The organism is Pseudomonas sp. PDM24 (assembly GCF_019218905.1).
Taxonomy (GTDB): domain Bacteria; phylum Pseudomonadota; class Gammaproteobacteria; order Pseudomonadales; family Pseudomonadaceae; genus Aquipseudomonas.
Genome location: NZ_JAHUWR010000007.1, coordinates 209784 through 226113, shown reverse-complemented (window position 1 = coordinate 226113; position 16330 = coordinate 209784). Strand labels below are relative to the sequence as shown.

22 protein-coding genes are annotated in these 16330 nt (G+C 59.0%); 10 read left to right on the top strand and 12 right to left on the bottom strand.

Translation table 11 applies throughout. The features are described 5' to 3' along the window. Position 1: 1 nt before the first annotated feature. The 9 genes from hisD to KW837_RS22710 all read right to left on the bottom strand — a co-directional run bounded on the left by hisD (position 2) and on the right by KW837_RS22710 (position 6901). Positions 2 to 1327 carry a histidinol dehydrogenase gene (gene hisD, locus KW837_RS22750; protein WP_123499007.1) on the bottom strand — a complete coding sequence of 442 codons (1326 nt, stop codon included), beginning with the start codon at positions 1325 to 1327 and terminating at the stop codon, positions 2 to 4. 126 nt (positions 1328 to 1453) lie between these two features. Next, positions 1454 to 2089, bottom strand: coding sequence for an ATP phosphoribosyltransferase (hisG, locus tag KW837_RS22745; protein WP_007901570.1), 636 nt, complete (start codon positions 2087 to 2089; stop codon positions 1454 to 1456). Between the two features lie 128 nt (positions 2090 to 2217). Continuing rightward, positions 2218 to 3483 carry a UDP-N-acetylglucosamine 1-carboxyvinyltransferase gene (murA, locus tag KW837_RS22740; RefSeq protein WP_123499005.1) on the bottom strand — a complete coding sequence of 422 codons (1266 nt, stop codon included), beginning with the start codon at positions 3481 to 3483 and terminating at the stop codon, positions 2218 to 2220. Between the two features lie 22 nt (positions 3484 to 3505). Continuing rightward, positions 3506 to 3745: a BolA family protein gene (locus KW837_RS22735; protein WP_007912386.1), complete on the bottom strand. Its 240-nt coding sequence runs from the start codon at positions 3743 to 3745 to the stop codon at positions 3506 to 3508. A gap of 115 nt (positions 3746 to 3860) precedes the next feature. Beyond that, a complete protein-coding gene (locus tag KW837_RS22730; protein WP_008070580.1) occupies positions 3861 to 4166 on the bottom strand; it encodes a lipid asymmetry maintenance protein MlaB in 306 nt (101 codons plus the stop codon). Then, positions 4163 to 4816 (bottom strand): phospholipid-binding protein MlaC, encoded by a 654-nt coding sequence (locus tag KW837_RS22725; RefSeq protein ID WP_218398690.1) that lies wholly within the window; start codon positions 4814 to 4816, stop codon positions 4163 to 4165. Before KW837_RS22725 ends, KW837_RS22730 begins: the two co-directional genes overlap by 4 nt. Positions 4817 to 4827: 11 nt before the next feature. Further along, the gene (gene mlaD / locus KW837_RS22720) at positions 4828 to 5295 is read right to left on the bottom strand and encodes an outer membrane lipid asymmetry maintenance protein MlaD (RefSeq protein ID WP_008070583.1); all 468 of its coding nucleotides are present in this window, start codon (positions 5293 to 5295) and stop codon (positions 4828 to 4830) included. Continuing rightward, complete coding sequence (gene mlaE / locus KW837_RS22715) at positions 5295 to 6092, bottom strand: lipid asymmetry maintenance ABC transporter permease subunit MlaE (protein WP_123499001.1); 798 nt, start codon at positions 6090 to 6092, stop codon at positions 5295 to 5297. Before mlaE ends, mlaD begins: the two co-directional genes overlap by 1 nt. Next, positions 6092 to 6901 carry an ATP-binding cassette domain-containing protein gene (locus KW837_RS22710; protein WP_218398689.1) on the bottom strand — a complete coding sequence of 270 codons (810 nt, stop codon included), beginning with the start codon at positions 6899 to 6901 and terminating at the stop codon, positions 6092 to 6094. The genes mlaE and KW837_RS22710 overlap by 1 nt, the downstream gene beginning before the upstream one ends. Before the next feature lie 277 nt (positions 6902 to 7178). Here KW837_RS22710 and KW837_RS22705 point away from each other — a divergent pair, with 277 nt between their 5' ends. The 10 genes from KW837_RS22705 (at position 7179) to KW837_RS22660 (ending at position 14212) form a co-directional block, all read left to right on the top strand. After that, a complete protein-coding gene (locus tag KW837_RS22705; protein WP_123498997.1) occupies positions 7179 to 8153 on the top strand; it encodes a KpsF/GutQ family sugar-phosphate isomerase in 975 nt (324 codons plus the stop codon). Beyond that, on the top strand, positions 8153 to 8677 hold the full coding sequence (locus KW837_RS22700; protein WP_123498995.1) for an HAD family hydrolase: 525 nt from the start codon (positions 8153 to 8155) through the stop codon (positions 8675 to 8677). The genes KW837_RS22705 and KW837_RS22700 overlap by 1 nt, the downstream gene beginning before the upstream one ends. Before the next feature lie 7 nt (positions 8678 to 8684). Then, positions 8685 to 9257 carry an LPS export ABC transporter periplasmic protein LptC gene (gene lptC, locus KW837_RS22695; protein WP_218398688.1) on the top strand — a complete coding sequence of 191 codons (573 nt, stop codon included), beginning with the start codon at positions 8685 to 8687 and terminating at the stop codon, positions 9255 to 9257. Further along, positions 9244 to 9792, top strand: a complete 549-nt coding sequence (gene lptA / locus KW837_RS22690; protein WP_007901540.1) for a lipopolysaccharide transport periplasmic protein LptA — start codon at positions 9244 to 9246, stop codon at positions 9790 to 9792. The genes lptC and lptA overlap by 14 nt, the downstream gene beginning before the upstream one ends. Next, positions 9792 to 10517 (top strand): LPS export ABC transporter ATP-binding protein, encoded by a 726-nt coding sequence (gene lptB / locus KW837_RS22685; RefSeq protein ID WP_030128011.1) that lies wholly within the window; start codon positions 9792 to 9794, stop codon positions 10515 to 10517. Before lptA ends, lptB begins: the two co-directional genes overlap by 1 nt. A 185-nt stretch (positions 10518 to 10702) precedes the next feature. Beyond that, a complete protein-coding gene (locus KW837_RS22680) occupies positions 10703 to 12196 on the top strand; it encodes an RNA polymerase factor sigma-54 (RefSeq protein ID WP_032830276.1) in 1494 nt (497 codons plus the stop codon). A gap of 79 nt (positions 12197 to 12275) precedes the next feature. Next, the gene (gene hpf, locus KW837_RS22675) at positions 12276 to 12584 is read left to right on the top strand and encodes a ribosome hibernation-promoting factor, HPF/YfiA family (RefSeq protein WP_003178005.1); all 309 of its coding nucleotides are present in this window, start codon (positions 12276 to 12278) and stop codon (positions 12582 to 12584) included. A gap of 12 nt (positions 12585 to 12596) precedes the next feature. After that, positions 12597 to 13061, top strand: a complete 465-nt coding sequence (gene ptsN, locus KW837_RS22670) for a PTS IIA-like nitrogen regulatory protein PtsN (RefSeq protein ID WP_007901530.1) — start codon at positions 12597 to 12599, stop codon at positions 13059 to 13061. Positions 13062 to 13063: 2 nt separating this feature from the next. Continuing rightward, a complete protein-coding gene (gene rapZ / locus KW837_RS22665) occupies positions 13064 to 13921 on the top strand; it encodes an RNase adapter RapZ (protein ID WP_123498993.1) in 858 nt (285 codons plus the stop codon). Positions 13922 to 13936: 15 nt separating this feature from the next. Further along, positions 13937 to 14212 carry an HPr family phosphocarrier protein gene (locus tag KW837_RS22660; RefSeq protein WP_123498991.1) on the top strand — a complete coding sequence of 92 codons (276 nt, stop codon included), beginning with the start codon at positions 13937 to 13939 and terminating at the stop codon, positions 14210 to 14212. A 105-nt stretch (positions 14213 to 14317) separates the two neighbouring features. Here the strand turns inward: KW837_RS22660 and KW837_RS22655 are convergent, their stop codons facing one another. From KW837_RS22655 to KW837_RS22645, 3 genes are read right to left on the bottom strand one after another with little or no spacing between them, the layout of a single operon-like run. Further along, entirely contained in the window at positions 14318 to 15211 is an 894-nt protein-coding gene (locus tag KW837_RS22655; protein ID WP_218398687.1) for a ZIP family metal transporter, read from the bottom strand. A gap of 55 nt (positions 15212 to 15266) precedes the next feature. Next, positions 15267 to 15878 carry a superoxide dismutase gene (locus KW837_RS22650; protein ID WP_218398686.1) on the bottom strand — a complete coding sequence of 204 codons (612 nt, stop codon included), beginning with the start codon at positions 15876 to 15878 and terminating at the stop codon, positions 15267 to 15269. 1 nt (position 15879) lies between these two features. Continuing rightward, complete coding sequence (locus KW837_RS22645) at positions 15880 to 16317, bottom strand: hypothetical protein (RefSeq protein ID WP_218398685.1); 438 nt, start codon at positions 16315 to 16317, stop codon at positions 15880 to 15882. Between the last annotated feature and the right edge of the window lie 13 nt (positions 16318 to 16330).

Below are 16330 nucleotides of genomic sequence, written 5' to 3'. Positions count from 1 at the left end.
CTTAGCTGCCCTTCTTATCGTCAACGATGCGGTATTCGGCGCTGCGGGCGTGGGCGGTCAGCGACTCGCCACGGGCCAGCACGGAAGCGGTTTTGCCCAGTTCGGAGGCACCCTGCTCGGAGCAGAAGATGATCGACGAACGTTTCTGGAAGTCATAAACACCCAGCGGCGAAGAGAAGCGCGCGGTGCCGGACGTTGGCAGCACGTGGTTCGGGCCAGCGCAGTAGTCGCCCAGCGCTTCTGAGGTGTGGCGGCCCATGAAGATCGCACCGGCGTGGCGGATCTGCGGCAACCAGGCCTGCGGGTCGGCAACCGACAACTCCAGGTGTTCCGGCGCAATGCGGTTGGCCACTTCAATGGCTTGTTCCATATCGCGAACCTTGATCAGCGCACCGCGACCATTGATCGAGGTTTCGATGATCTCGGCGCGTTCCATAGTCGGCAGCAGTTTGGCGATACTCGCTGCGACCTTGTCGAGGAACTCGGCGTCCGGGCTGACCAGAATCGCCTGGGCATCTTCGTCGTGCTCGGCCTGGGAGAACAGGTCCATGGCAATCCAGTCCGGATCAGTCTGGCCGTCACACACCACTAGAATCTCCGACGGCCCGGCGATCATGTCGATCCCGACCTGACCGAACACGTGGCGCTTGGCGGTGGCGACATAGATGTTGCCAGGGCCGACCACTTTGTCGACCTTCGGCACGCTTTCAGTGCCGTAAGCCAGCGCCGCAACGGCCTGGGCGCCGCCGATGGTGAACACCCGGTCAACGCCGGCAATGCAGGCCGCGGCCAGCACCAGCTCGTTGATCTCGCCGCGAGGCGTCGGCACGACCATGACCACTTCGCTCACGCCTGCAACCTTGGCCGGAATCGCGTTCATCAGCACCGAAGACGGGTACGACGCCTTGCCGCCCGGCACATACAGACCGGCGCGATCCAGCGGCGTAACCTTCTGGCCCAGCACCGTGCCGTCGGCTTCGGTGTAGCTCCAGGAATCCTGCTTCTGTTTTTCGTGGTAGCTGCGCACGCGAGTCGCGGCTTTTTCCAAGGCTTCACGCTGAGGCGCGGTGATGCGGGTCAGGGCCAGCTCCAGGCGTTCGCGCGGCAGAATCAGGTCTGCCATGGAGGCGACTTGCAGGCCGTCGAACTTCTGTGTGAATTCCACCAGCGCCGCGTCGCCGCGTTCGCGCACAGCCTTGATGATGTCCAGCACCCGCTGATTGACCGAGTCGTCAGACACACTTTCCCAGCTCAGCAGATGATCCAGATGATGCGCGAAATCCGGGTCAGCAGCGTTGAGTCGGCGAATTGCAGTCGGTGCGGTCATAGCGAGAGCCTCATAGGATTGGCAAAAACTCAGGCGCCCTAACTTAGCAGTCGTTTCCGCTTGGGCACCTGAGAATTCTGGCTATGAGGCGGATAGACGGGCGCGACTCAAGGTCGCGCGGGTGAATCAGCCGCGGTGTCGAGACTCCACTGCTTTGCGCAGGGTGTCGATCAACGCCTGGATTCGGGCGTGCTGCATTTTCATCGAAGCTTTGTTGACGATCAGCCGGGAGCTGATGTCGGCAATGAAATCCTGGGGCTCCAGGCCATTGGCACGCAGGGTGTTACCGGTGTCGACTACGTCGATGATCTTGTCCGCCAGACCGATCAGCGGCGCCAGCTCCATCGAGCCGTAGAGCTTGATGATGTCGACCTGACGGCCTTGCTCGGCATAGTAACGCTTGGCGACGTTGACGAATTTGGTCGCCACCCGCAGACGGCCCTTGGGCTCGACATCGCCGACACGGCCGGCGGTCATCAGCTTGCAGAGGGCAATTCGCAGGTCCAGAGGCTCGTACAGACCCTGACCGCCATATTCCATCAGCACATCTTTACCGGCGACGCCGAGGTCCGCGGCACCATGCTCGACATAAGTCGGCACATCGGTGGCGCGCACGATCAGCAAGCGCACATCGGCCTGGGTTGTGGGGATGATCAGCTTGCGGCTCTTGTCCGGATTCTCGGTCGGCACGATGCCCGCTTCAGCCAGAAGCGGCAGGGTGTCGTCAAGGATGCGGCCCTTGGACAGTGCGATGGTCAACATGGGAAACGTCAGTCCTTATCAAGGTACTCATGCCCGGTCGCAAACGGCGCCGGACATACATCGAGGCCGTTACCAGCCCCGACTTGAACAAAATCAACGGGCGCGTCCTTGCGCCCATGCAGCAGAAACTAGCCCGGTACGCGGCGGATCTTCGCGCCGAGCATCTGCAGTTTCTCTTCGATGCACTCGTAACCACGGTCGATGTGGTAGATGCGGTCGATCAGGGTATCGCCTTCGGCGATCAGCGCCGAGATCACCAGGCTGGCCGAAGCACGCAGGTCGGTGGCCATTACTGGCGCGCCCTTGAGCTTCTCGATGCCGGTGACGATGGCCGTGTTGCCTTCGACCTGGATGTGAGCGCCCATGCGGTGCAGCTCGTAAACGTGCATGAAGCGGTTTTCGAAGATCGTCTCGATCACCGCACCAGTGCCTTCGGCAATGGCGTTGAGGGAGATGAACTGCGCCTGCATGTCGGTCGGGAACGCCGGGTATGGAGCGGTCCGCACGTTGACGGCTTTTGGCCGCTTGCCATGCATGTTCAGCTCGATCCAGTCTTCGCCGCAGGTGATTTCGGCACCCGATTCGCGGAGCTTTTCCAGAACGGCTTCGAGGATGGTCGGATCAGTGTCCTTGACCTTCACACGACCGCCGGTCACCGCCGCCGCCACCAGGTAGGTGCCGGTCTCGATACGGTCAGGCATCACCTTGTAAGTGGTCGGGTGCAGACGCTCGACGCCATCGATGGTGATAGTGTCGGTGCCGGCGCCAGTGATCTTGGCGCCCATGGCATTCAGGAAGTTCGCCAGGTCGATGACCTCAGGCTCGCGAGCGGCGTTCGCCAGCACGCTACGGCCCTTGGCCAGAGCGGCCGCCATCATGATGTTCTCGGTACCGGTCACGCTGACGGTGTCGAAGAAGAAGTGCGCACCGCGCAGGCCGCCTTCAGGGGCCTTGGCCTTGATGTAGCCGCCTTCGACGTCGATGACCGCGCCCATGGCTTCGAGGCCACGGATGTGCAGGTCGACCGGACGCGAACCGATGGCGCAACCGCCAGGCAGTGCGACTTCGGCTTCACCGAAACGGGCAACCATCGGGCCCAGCACCAGGATCGAGGCACGCATGGTTTTCACCAGTTCGTACGGCGCGATCAGGGTCTTGATGGTACGCGGGTCGATTTCGACGCTGAGCTTCTCGTCGATCACCGGCTCGATGCCCATGCGGCCGAACAGCTCGATCATCGTGGTGATGTCGTGCAGGTGCGGCAGGTTGGCAACGGTCACCGGGCCATCGCACAGCAGGGTTGCAGCCAGGATCGGCAGGGCAGAGTTCTTTGCCCCGGAGATGCGGATTTCGCCGTCAAGACGAGCACCGCCAGTAATAATCAATTTATCCATAAGAATCTCGACGCCCTTGGGCTCAGGTGCGCTCGGCCCAGGCCGCGCTGCTGAAAAATTTCATAGTGACCGCATGGATGCTGCCATCGGTGATCCATGGGTTCAAATGGGCATAGATCTGCTGCTGACGCTTCACCGGGCTCAACGCCGCCAGTTCATCGCTAATCACGTTCAGCTGAAAGTTGCAGCCTTCGCCCTCGACTTCTACTAGGGTTCCTGGCAGCTTTCCTTCAAGGAAGCTCTTCACTTCTACGGCCTGCATGCTCAACCTCAATCGGCGCCCTGTGCGCGCGGGTCGGACATCATACAAAAAAGCCCCGCGCCTGCGAACCCCGCATTCACAGGACTCTGACGGGGGGCTTCTTTATAGATGCGGTTCAGGGGTGCGCCAACAGCTCGGTCAATTCGCTGACCTGAGCGATTTCGCGCATATCGTCGGGCATCGCGCGAATGCTCAGGGCCTTGCCGGCCGCCTGGGCATCGCGCATGAAGCACAGCAACAGCGACAAGCCGACGCTGCTGGACTTCTCCACCGCTGAGCAATCAACCACCAGCGCAGCCGCGTTGCTGGACTTGATCAGCGCCTGCCCCTGCTTGCGCAGGTTCGGGCCTGTGCGGTAATCCAGCACGCCACTGAGCAGCAGCTCGCCGGATTCGCTCATGCGAATGGCCGACTCACTCATTGGGTTTGGTTCTCGGTAGATTTTTCGGTGGCTTCCTTGGCTTTGGCGACTTCCCCGGCCCAACCGTTGATGGTCTTGTCCAGATCGTTGCCATTGCGCTGCATCGCATCAGCGAACTGATCGCGGAACAGCTTGCCAATGTTGATGCCGTTGATGATCACGTTGCGCAGTTTCCACTCGCCATTGATCTTTTCCAGTGTGTAAGACACAGGATAAATCGCGCCACTGCTGCCTTTGACCGTCATGCCAACGCTGGTACGGTCTCCCGACTCATCCTTGGCAGGATCGACGACGATACCCTGGTTGTCATACTCCAGCAGGGCATTGCCATAGAACTGGAACAGACCCTTTTTGAAGTTTTCCTGAAACGTCTTCATCTGCTCAGGCGTGGCTTTGCGCGAGTATTTGACTGTCATGATGCTCTTGGAAATACCCTCGGCATCCACGACAGGCCCGACAATGCTGTTCAGCGCCGCATAGAAGTCCTGCGGATCCTGCTTGTATTTCTCTTTGTTGGCAGAAAGATCCGCCAACAACCGGTTGGTGGTGTCCTGCACCAGTTCGTGCGCCGACGGCGCCGCCACGGCGTTAGCCATCAACGGCAAGGCCGCGAGTATCACCAACAGGCCACGTCGCAAGATAGAGATCATTCAAAAGCTCCTCATTTGGCGTCTTTGCTAACGGTATTGAGCAGGAATTTACCGATCAGGTCCTCGAGCACCAGCGACGACTGCGTGTCGTGGATGGTTCCCCCCTCCTTGAGCAGGGTTTCTTCCCCACCCACGCTGATACCGATGTATTTCTCACCCAACAGGCCAGCGGTCAGGATAGATGCAGTGGAGTCGGTCGGCAGATTATCTACGCGCTTTTCCAGTTGCATGGTCACCCGACCGGTGAAGCTGTCGCGATCCAGATCGATTGCGGTGACTTTGCCGATGGTGACACCGGCCATGGTCACTTTAGCTCTGACCGTCAAACCGGCGATATTGTCGAAATACGCATAAAGTTTATAAGTATCGGTGCTCGCCGTCGGAGCCAGGCCACTGACCCGCAGCGCAAGCAACAGCAAAGCCAGGATGCCAGCCAGCAAGAAAAGGCCGACACCGATTTCCAGGGTGCGGTTTTGCATCAGAAATCTCCAAACATCAAGGCGGTCAAGATAAAGTCCAGGCCAAGTACAGCCAAAGAGGCATACACCACGGTCTTGGTAGTGGCACGACTGATCCCCTCGGAAGTGGGCTCGCAGTCATAGCCTTGGAATACGGCGATCCAGGTCACGACGAAGGCAAAAACCATGCTTTTGATAATGCCGTTGAGCACATCGTCGACAAACGTCACGCTGTTTTGCATGTTCGACCAGTAGGAGCCTTCATAGACACCCAGCCAGTCGACGGCCACCCATGAACCGCCCCAGATACCCACCACGCTGAAAATCGTCGTCAGCACCGGCAAGGAAATGAAGCCGGCCCACAGGCGCGGGGCAATGATGTACTTGAGCGGGTCGACCCCGATCATTTCCAGGCTGGACAATTGCTCGGTGGACTTCATGTTGCCGATTTCAGCGGTCAGCGCCGACCCTGCGCGGCCGGCGAACAGCAAGGCCGTGACCACCGGCCCCAGCTCACGCAGCAACGTCAACGCAACCATCTGCCCGACGGCCTGTTCCGAACCGTAGCTGGACAGAATATTGAACCCCTGCAGGGCCAGCACCATGCCGATGAACACCCCGGAAACCACGATGATCACCAGGGACATCACGCCCACCGAATGCAGTTGCTTGACCAGCAAGCCAAAACCGCCGCCGATGCCGCCACGACCGAGCAAGGCATGAAACAGGAACAACGCCGAACGCCCGAACACCGCCATCACATCGATGCCGGCATGACCGAAACGGCGCACCCTTTCTATTAGTGTGATCTTGCGCATCAACGCTTCCCCAGAAGATCTGCGCGGTAATCCGGCGCTGGAAAGTGGTATGCGACCGGGCCGTCGGGTTCGCCAGTCAGGAATTGACGAATACGTGGCTCATCCGATTTCATCAGATCCTTGGGCGTGCCTTGCCCCAACACTTGCCCATCGCCCACCACGATGAGGTGGTCGGCGATGCTCGCGGTCTCGGCCAGGTCGTGGGAAACCACAATGCTGGTGATGCCCAGCGCATCGTTGAGCAGGCGGATCAGGCGCACCAGCACGCCCATGGCGATCGGGTCCTGGCCGACGAAAGGCTCGTCGTACATCAGGATTCGCGGATCGAGAGCAATTGCCCGAGCCAGCGCGACGCGACGTTTCATGCCCCCGGACAATTCGTCAGGCATCAGGTCGATGGCGCCACGCAAGCCAACAGCCTGCAATTTGAGCAGGACAATGTCGCGGATCATTTCTTCCGGCAGCGCTGTATGAACACGCAGCGGAAAGGCGACGTTCTCGAACACATCAAGGTCGGTAAACAATGCACCGCTCTGAAACAGCACACCCATGTGCTTGCGCGCATCGAACAGATCGTTGCGCGACAGTGTTGGCAGGTTCTGGCCATTGACCCAGACTTCGCCGCTGGTGGGGCGCAATTGTGCGCCGATCAGCCGCAACAGCGTGGTCTTGCCACACCCGGAAGGTCCCATGATGCCGGTAACCTTGCCGCGCGGGATGCGGATATCGATGTTATTGAAAATGCTGCGCGTACCGCGCTTGAAGGTCAGTCCCTTCAGCTCGACCGCGTAGGCGTTATCGGCACTCATCTAAACTCCTTGCGATGCAGCCTCTCACTCGGACGCCTGGCTTTCTGGCGAAAGCACATACCTCCCCGGGCAGGCCGAACTGGCGGCGAACTATATCACTGCAAAGCTCAAGCGCCCAAGGCCCAAGCCGGGCATGTTCAGCAACATGACCACCCGAAATCATCTATTTAGAGAGGATTAGGTAACAAGGAATGACAAACCGCGACGAACTAGCGTGAGGGTTTTGATCATTACCGCTATAATCGCCGCCTTTTCATCAGGCTATTCGATTTCCGACATGAACCAATCCAGCGACCTGATTCAATCCGCACAACGTACCATCCGCCTCGAACTGGAAGCCGTACAAGGCTTGCTACCCAATATCAATGCGGATTTCGTACGTGCGTGCGAGATGATTCTGGCCAGCAAAGGCCGCGTGGTCGTGGTCGGCATGGGCAAATCGGGGCACATCGGCAACAAGATTGCCGCCACCCTGGCCAGCACCGGCACCACAGCCTTCTTCGTGCATCCGGCCGAAGCCAGCCATGGCGACATGGGCATGATCACCCGCGATGACATCATTCTGGCGCTGTCGAATTCCGGCTCCACCAACGAGATCGTCACCTTGCTGCCGCTGATCAAACGCCAGGGCATTCAAATGATCAGCCTGACCGGCAACCCCGAGTCGCCGCTGGCCAAGGCAGCGGAAGTCAACCTCAATGTAAGCGTCGAACACGAAGCCTGCCCGCTGAATCTGGCACCTACCTCGTCGACCACCGCGGCACTGGTCATGGGTGATGCTCTCGCCGTTGCCTTGCTTGAAGCTCGCGGCTTTACCGCCGAAGATTTCGCCTTTTCCCACCCGGGCGGCGCCCTTGGCCGCCGCTTGTTGCTGAAAGTGGAAAACGTCATGCATGCCGGCACCGAATTGCCGCAAGTGATGTGCGGTACGCTGCTCAAGGATGCCTTGATGGAAATGACCCGTAAGGGATTGGGCATGACCGTTGTACTGAGCACGGATGGCAAACTCGCCGGGATCTTCACCGACGGCGACCTGCGTCGCACGCTGGACCGTACCATCGATATCCACAGCACGACCATTGATGAAGTGATGACCGCCCACGGCAAGACCGCCCGCGCCGAGATGCTCGCCGCCGAGGCCCTGAAAATCATGGAAGACCACAAGATCAACGCACTGGTAGTGGTCGACAGCGAAGACCGTCCGGTCGGCGCCTTGAACATGCACGATTTGCTGCGTGCGGGAGTAATGTAATGAGCACGGACCTGCTGCAACGCGGCAAACAGATCAAACTGGCGGTGTTCGACGTCGATGGCGTGCTGACCGACGGGCGCCTGTACTTCCTCGAGGACGGCAGCGAATTCAAGACGTTCAACACCCTCGACGGCCAGGGCATCAAGATGTTGATGGCCGCGGGCGTGCAGACCGCTATCATCAGTGGTCGCAAGACCCCGGTGGTTGAACGGCGCGCGAAGAACCTCGGCATTGCGCACCTTTATCAGGGTCGCGAAGACAAACTGGTGGTGCTCGACGAACTTCTTGGCCAGCTCAACCTGAGCTATGAACAAGTGGCCTACCTGGGCGACGACCTGCCGGACCTGCCGGTGATTCGCCGCGTAGGCCTTGGCATGGCGGTGGCCAGCGCTGCCAGTTTCGTGCGCGAACACGCCCACGGCATCACCCAGGCCCGCGGTGGCGAGGGGGCCGCTCGCGAATTCTGCGAATTGATCCTGCGCGCCCAGGGCCGCCTCGATGCGGCCAACGCCGCGTACCTGTGAGCCCATCATGCTGAGCAAGAAAATTCGTAACATCCTGGTGTTCGGTTGCATCGCCGCGATTTTTGCAGCGGTCGGCTACTGGAACATCAGCCCGGAGCGTTTCCTCGACAAGCCGGTGGTGAAGGTCGATGAAACCGCGATCGACTATTACGCCATCAACGCCCACAGCGTGCAGTACCTGCCCGACGGCAAACTGCAATACGAGATGACGTCGGACAAGGTCGAACACGTGAAAGCGAGCGAGGTGACGTTGCTGAGCAATCCGGACCTGAACATGTTCCGTGGCACCGAATTCCCCTGGCACGTCCAGAGCGAGCGCGGCGAAGTCAACCCGGACGGCACTCAGGTCGAGCTGATTGACTCGGTACGTATCACGCGTTTCGACGAAAAAAACCGTAAAACCCTGATTACCACCACCCGTATGACCGTGTTCCCGCAGCAGCAATATGCGCAGACCGATCAACCCGTTAGAATCGACGGCGCCGGCGGTGTATCGACAGGCAACGGAATGAAAGCGTACTTGAAAGAAAGCAGGATACACCTGCTATCGAACGTAAGAGGACAGTATGAGGCTCGTTAAAACTCTCCCTATTTTGCTCAGTCTGGGCGCAGCACTGGGAAGCGTGAGCGCCTGGGCTCTGCCGAACGATCAAGAGCAGCCTATCCGCATTCAGGCCGACGATGCCCAACTGGACGACAAGAACGGCGTTGCCACCTATAAGGGCGATGTGATCATCACCCAGGGCTCGATGAAGGTCACCGGCAATACCGTGACCATCACCCGCACCCCGACCGGCGACATCGACGTGGTGACTTCGGTGGGCAACCTTGCCTACTTCGAGCAACTGCAAACGGCGGGCGATACCAAGCCGGTCCAGGGCTATGGCGTAACTATCCAGTACCACGCCTCGCAAAACCGCGTCGTGCTGATCGATCGCGCCAAAGTCATCGATAAGGACAACAACGTCACCCAAGGCGAGAAAATCGTCTACGACACGGTCAAAAAGCTTGCGAGCGCCGGTCGCGCCACGGGTAACAAGGTCACCGAGGCACGCCCTCGCATCGACATGGTGATCCAGCCGAAGAAGAAAACCGACGAGCAAAAGGCCCAGTAATGGCAACTCTGAAAGCTCAGCATCTGGCCAAGAGCTACAAGAGCCGTCAGGTCGTGCGCGACGTCAGCCTGTCCATCGACAGCGGTCAGATCGTCGGCCTGCTTGGCCCTAACGGCGCCGGTAAAACCACCTGTTTCTATATGATTGTCGGCCTGGTACAGGCCGATCAAGGCCGCGTACTGATCGACGACCTGGACGTCAGCCACCAGCCGATGCACGGTCGTGCGAAGGCCGGCATCGGCTATCTTCCGCAAGAAGCGTCGATCTTTCGCAAACTGTCGGTGGCCGACAACATCATGGCCATCCTCGAGACCCGCAAGGAGCTCGATAAGGCCGGTCGTCGCCAAGAGCTGGAAAGCCTGCTGCAGGAATTTCACATCCATCACATCCGTGACAATCTCGGCATGAGCCTGTCCGGTGGTGAACGCCGCCGTGTGGAAATCGCCCGGGCACTGGCTACCAACCCGAAATTCATCCTCCTCGACGAACCCTTCGCCGGCGTGGACCCGATTTCGGTGGGCGACATCAAGCAGATCATCCATCACCTCAAGGCTAAAGGCATTGGCGTGCTGATCACGGACCACAACGTTCGTGAGACCCTGGATATCTGCGAAACCGCCTACATCGTCAACGACGGCCAACTGATTGCTGAAGGTGACTCCGCCACCATCCTCGCCAATGAACTGGTCAAGGAAGTGTATCTGGGCCACGAGTTCCGCCTGTAAGCACCTGAGGTGCCCGGGTCGCCGAGGGAGCGCTTACTTCAATAAAAAATCAATAACTTTTTATTGTTACAGCGCTCTAGGCAAACACTTCAGTTTCGGGCATATAATTTGCTTATGTTTGGCGCTTCGGCGCCCTGTAGTGGATGGCGCATGTGCGCCGGCGAATAAGGTGTTAAGCCCCTGCCATGAAACCATCGCTAGTCTTGAGAATGGGCCAGCAGCTGACGATGACACCGCAGCTGCAACAGGCCATCCGCCTGCTCCAATTGTCGACCCTGGACCTGCAACAGGAAATCCAGGAGGCTCTGGAGTCCAATCCGATGCTCGAACGCCAGGAAGAAGGCGACGACTTCGATAACGCCGACCCCTTGGCCGATAGCGCCGAACAGAAACCCAACGCCGACATTCAGGAACCCTCCTACCAGGAAACCGCCCCGACGGTGGACAACCTTGAGGAAGGCGACTGGAACGAGCGCATCCCCAACGAATTGCCCGTCGACACAGCCTGGGAGGATGTCTACCAGACCAGCGCCAGCAGCCTGCCGAGCAACGATGACGACGAGTGGGACTTCACCACCCGCACATCGGTCGGTGAAAGCCTGCAAAGCCATTTGCTCTGGCAACTGAACCTGGCACCGATGTCCGACACTGATCGCCTGATCGCCGTGACCCTGATCGACTGCATCAACAATCAGGGCTACCTGGACGAAACCCTCGAGGAAATCCTCGAAGCGTTCGACCCGGAACTGGACATCGAACTCGACGAAATCGAAGCCGTCCTGCACCGCATCCAGCAATTCGAACCCGCTGGCATCGGCGCCCGCAACCTGGGTGAATGCCTGCTGCTGCAACTGCGCCAGTTGTCCGCCAAGACCCCTTGGCTGGCCGAAGCCAAGCGCCTGGTCACCGATTACATCGACCTGCTCGGCAGCCGCGACTACAGCCAGCTGATGCGCCGCATGAAGCTCAAGGAAGATGAGCTGCGCCAGGTCATCGAATTGGTCCAGAGCCTCAACCCGCGCCCGGGCTCACAGATCGAGTCCACCGAAGCCGAATACGTCGTTCCCGACGTGATCGTGCGCAAGGACAACGAGCGCTGGCTGGTGGAGCTGAACCAGGAATCGGTGCCACGCCTGCGGGTCAACGCCCAATATGCCGGTTTCGTGCGCCGCGCCGATACCAGCGCTGACAACACCTTCATGCGTAATCAGCTGCAGGAGGCTCGCTGGTTCATCAAGAGCCTGCAAAGCCGCAATGAAACCCTGATGAAAGTCGCCACCCAGATCGTCGAGCATCAACGCGGCTTTCTTGAGTACGGTGACGAAGCCATGAAGCCGTTGGTGCTGCATGACATTGCCGAAGCAGTCGGCATGCATGAATCGACCATTTCACGGGTGACCACGCAAAAATTCATGCATACCCCACGGGGCATCTATGAACTGAAATACTTTTTTTCCAGCCACGTCAGTACCTCTGAAGGCGGTGAATGCTCGTCCACGGCGATCCGCGCGATCATCAAAAAACTGGTTGCCGCGGAAAATCAGAAAAAGCCGTTGAGTGACAGCAAGATCGCTGGTTTACTGGAGGCACAAGGCATTCAGGTAGCCCGTCGCACCGTCGCCAAGTACCGCGAATCCCTGGGGATCGCGCCTTCCAGCGAACGGAAGCGGTTGATGTAGCCGCCGGGCTGGCCACAGCGTTCCAGTGGCAGGCATTTCTGCCTGCCGCTTTATGCACTGGCAACGAAGGAGAAGCTGTATGCAAGTCAACATCAGTGGACACCAACTGGAAGTGACCGAACCCCTGCGCACCTACATCGGCGAAAAACTCGACCGATTAGAGAGGCATTTCGACAAGATCACCAATGTGCAAGTCACGATGAACGTCGAAAAACTGCTGCAGAAGATCGAAGCCACGCTGCATATTCCCGGCGGAGAAGTGGTCGCCAATGCCGAGCATACGGACATGTATGCCGCCATCGACCTGCTGACCGACAAGCTGGATCGCCAACTTAAAAAGCATAAGGAAAAGACCCAGAGCCTCCTCCAGGGCGCGACCGGTCGTTAACACCCCCAATCCATGATCCGACTAGAAACCATCCTGACCCCCGGCCGTTCCCAAGTGAACGCGCCGGGTGGCAGTAAAAAGAAAGCCCTCGAGCAAATTGCCAACCTTATCCACCGCGAAGTACCGGATCTGGAAATGCAGGACGTCTTCGAGGCCCTGATTGCCCGTGAGAAACTCGGTTCTACCGGTTTCGGCAACGGCATCGCCATCCCCCACTGCCGGCTCAAAGGCTGCACCTCGCCAATCAGTGCGCTGCTGCACCTGGAAGCCCCTATCGATTTCGATGCCATCGACGGTGCCCCGGTTGACCTGCTGTTTGTGCTGCTGGTCCCGGAAGCCGCCACCGATGCACACCTGGAATTGCTGCGCCAGATTGCCAGCATGCTGGATCGCAAGGAAGTGCGTGAAAAATTGCGCAGCGCCCCGAGCAACGAAGCCTTGTATCAGGTTGTCCTGGACGAGCAGAACGGTCACTAATCATGCGCCTGATCATCGTCAGTGGCCGCTCCGGCTCAGGTAAAAGTACCGCCCTCGATGTGCTCGAGGACAACGGCTACTACTGTATCGACAACCTGCCGGCCGGCTTGCTGCCGGAACTGGCCGAACGCGCGCTGATTCACACCGAACTGGCACAACCGCTGGTGGCCGTGTCCATCGATGCGCGCAACCTGCCGAGCCACCTGTCACGGTTTCCCGAATTGCTGGAAGAGGTCCGCAGCCGGCATATCCAGTGCGATGTGCTGTATCTGGACGCCGACGAAGAAACCTTGCTCAAACGCTTTTCGGAAACTCGCCGTCGTCACCCGCTGAGCAGCGCCAATCGTTCGCTGGCGGAGGCGATCCAGGATGAAACCAATCTGCTGGGGCCTATCGCCGATCTGGCTGACCTAAAAGTCAATACCACCAATCTGAACCTGTATCAGCTACGCGATACCATCAAACTGCGCCTGCTGAATCAGCCGGAGCCCGGCACTGCGTTCCTGGTGGAATCTTTCGGGTTCAAGCGGGGCATGCCGGTGGACGCCGATCTGGTGTTCGACGTGCGCTGCCTGCCTAACCCCTACTGGAAGCCGGAGCTACGGGCACAGTCCGGGCTTGATCAACCGGTGGCCGAGTACCTGGCGGCACAGCCGGACGTCGAAGAGATGTTCCAGGACATTTCCTCATACTTGCTCAAGTGGCTACCCCGCTTTGCCGCCAGCAATCGCGCCTATGTCACCATTGCCATTGGCTGCACTGGCGGGCATCACCGCTCTGTCTACCTGACCGAACGTCTGGGTCAGGTCCTGCAAAAAACCCTGAAGAACGTCCAGGTCCGCCACCGCGACCTCAGCTAAAGGATTCACATCGCGATGCCTGCTCTGGAAATCGAAATTATCAACAAGCTGGGTCTGCATGCCCGCGCGTCTGCAAAATTTGTCGGAGTCGCCGGTCAGTTCAAGGATTGCACGATCAGGGTAGGACGCACGCCAGAATCCGTGGTCGATGGCAAAAGCATCATGGCCATGATGATGCTGGCCGCTGGCAAGGGCACCAAAATCCACCTGATTACCGAAGGCGAACAGGAGCAGGAAGCGCTGGATGCATTAGTGAAGCTGATCAACAACTACTTCGACGAAGGCGAATAAACATCAAAAGATCGCAGCCTCGTTTCACTCGACAGCTCCTACAAGGATCTGCATACAGTAGGAGCTGTCGAGTGAAACGAGGCTGCGATCTTCTGATCCTGTTTTTCAAGCCAACGCTGTATCCATCACCATCATCAGACAAAACCCGATCAGCAGCCCAAGGCTGGCCAGTTTGTCGTGACCATGGCGGCGCGATTCGGGGATGACTTCGTGAGTCACAACCAGCAACATCGCACCGGCCGCCAGTGCCAGCCCCAAAGGCAACAGCAGTTCGGCAAGGCTTACCAGCCAGGCGCATAACAATGCAAAGACCGGCTCGACCAACCCTGATGCAGCACCGATCAGGAACGCCTTGACCCGCGACATCCCTGCCCCGGCCAACACCAACGCAATGACCAGTCCTTCCGGCACATCCTGCAATGCGATGCCCATGGCCAGGCTGTCGGCGTCAGGCATGCCTCCACCGGCCGAGACGCCGACAGCCATGCCTTCGGGGATGTTGTGGGCGATGATGGCAAACACAAACAACCAGATCCGCGGTGGAATCACCGATCGCTTCAGTGTCCCCACGAGCATTTCGGGCGTAGCGCCAGACACCCTGCGATCCACCAGAAACAACCCGAATGCGCCCAGAAGGATGCCGAAGCTAATCAGGCCGCTGGCCGCCCAAGGCGTCAGCCCGAGGTTTTCTGCCGCGGCAATGCCCGGCACGATCAGCGAAAACGCCGTCGCGGCGAGCATCACCCCGGCTCCGAAACCGAGCAATATGTCGCTGACTGCCTGAGGCATCTGCCGAATCACCAGCACCGGCACCGCGCCCAAAGCCGTACCCAAGGCGCAAATCGCCCCGCCTTGCAGGGCACGCTGCAGTCTCGGTTCGAGGTCCAGCCAGCTCAGCCCTTGGGCAGCCAATAATGTCATGCCCGCCAGCAGTAACAGCGATCCCAGTGCGTAACGAAACATTCGTCCACTTCCGACCGCCAGTGTTTCAGTGCCCATAGTCAGCCCTGGATTGTTTTATAGAGACTTAGGGGGCGTTCTCAACTAGTTCCCCCTAAACCAGCGCAGCCTGATAACGCGCAGCGACTTCGGGCCAATTGATCACGTTGTAGAACGCATTGATGTATTCCGGGCGGCGGTTCTGATAGCGCAGGTAGTAAGCGTGCTCCCAGACATCCAGGCCGAGGATCGGCGTATTGCCATTCATCAACGGGCTGTCCTGGTTGCCGCTGCTTTCAACAATCAAGGTCTTTTGCGGCGTCACGCTCAACCAGGCCCAACCGCTGCCGAAACGGGTCAGCGCAGCTTTGGTGAAGGCTTCCTTGAAGTTGTCGAGACCACCCAGCTGTTCGTCGATCGCCTTGGCCAGCGCGCCTTCAGGTTGGCCTCCGCCGTTGGGTGCCATCACTTCCCAGAACAACGAATGGTTGGCATGCCCCCCGCCCTGATTGATCACCGCCGCACGGAGCCTTTCCGGCAATTGCTGGACCGCCGCCACCAGTTTTTCCACCGGCCATTCAGCAAATTCAGTGCCTTCGACTGCAGCGTTGAGGTTGTTGATGTAGGTCTGGTGGTGTTTGGCGTAGTGGATTTCCATGGTCTGCGCATCGATATGCGGTTCCAGGGCGTCATAGGCGTACGGCAAGGCAGGCAAGGTAAAAGCCATTTCAATGAACTCCATGTTGTAAGGGCGCAGGCTGATGCGCGGGAGGCGTCTCGCGGTGTAGCAAACGCTGGGTGCGCGGATACTCGCCGTGTTCGCTGATGAAATTCAGCAGCTCGACATAGGTTTTGCTGCTCTGGCATAGCGCGGCTTCACGCAAGGCTGGCGCCAGTCGCGGGTCCTGCATGGTCTGCAACAGTCGTTGATGGATCGCACACAGGTACTCGGCGCTCTCCTCCGGCTGGTTCAGACGCAGGTGCAGGTCCGCCAGGTTATGGTGGGAAATCACGCAAGCCGCCACCGCTTCGTCGGCATCGGCCCAGCGCTCGAACAACACCTGGGCCAAGGCCAATGCCTGCAAATAAGCCTCGCGAGCATCGACCAGCTCGCCCAGCATGAAACAGCGATTTGCTCTTTCGATCGTGCGTTTCCAGTGCTCCATGGTGAGCCTCCAA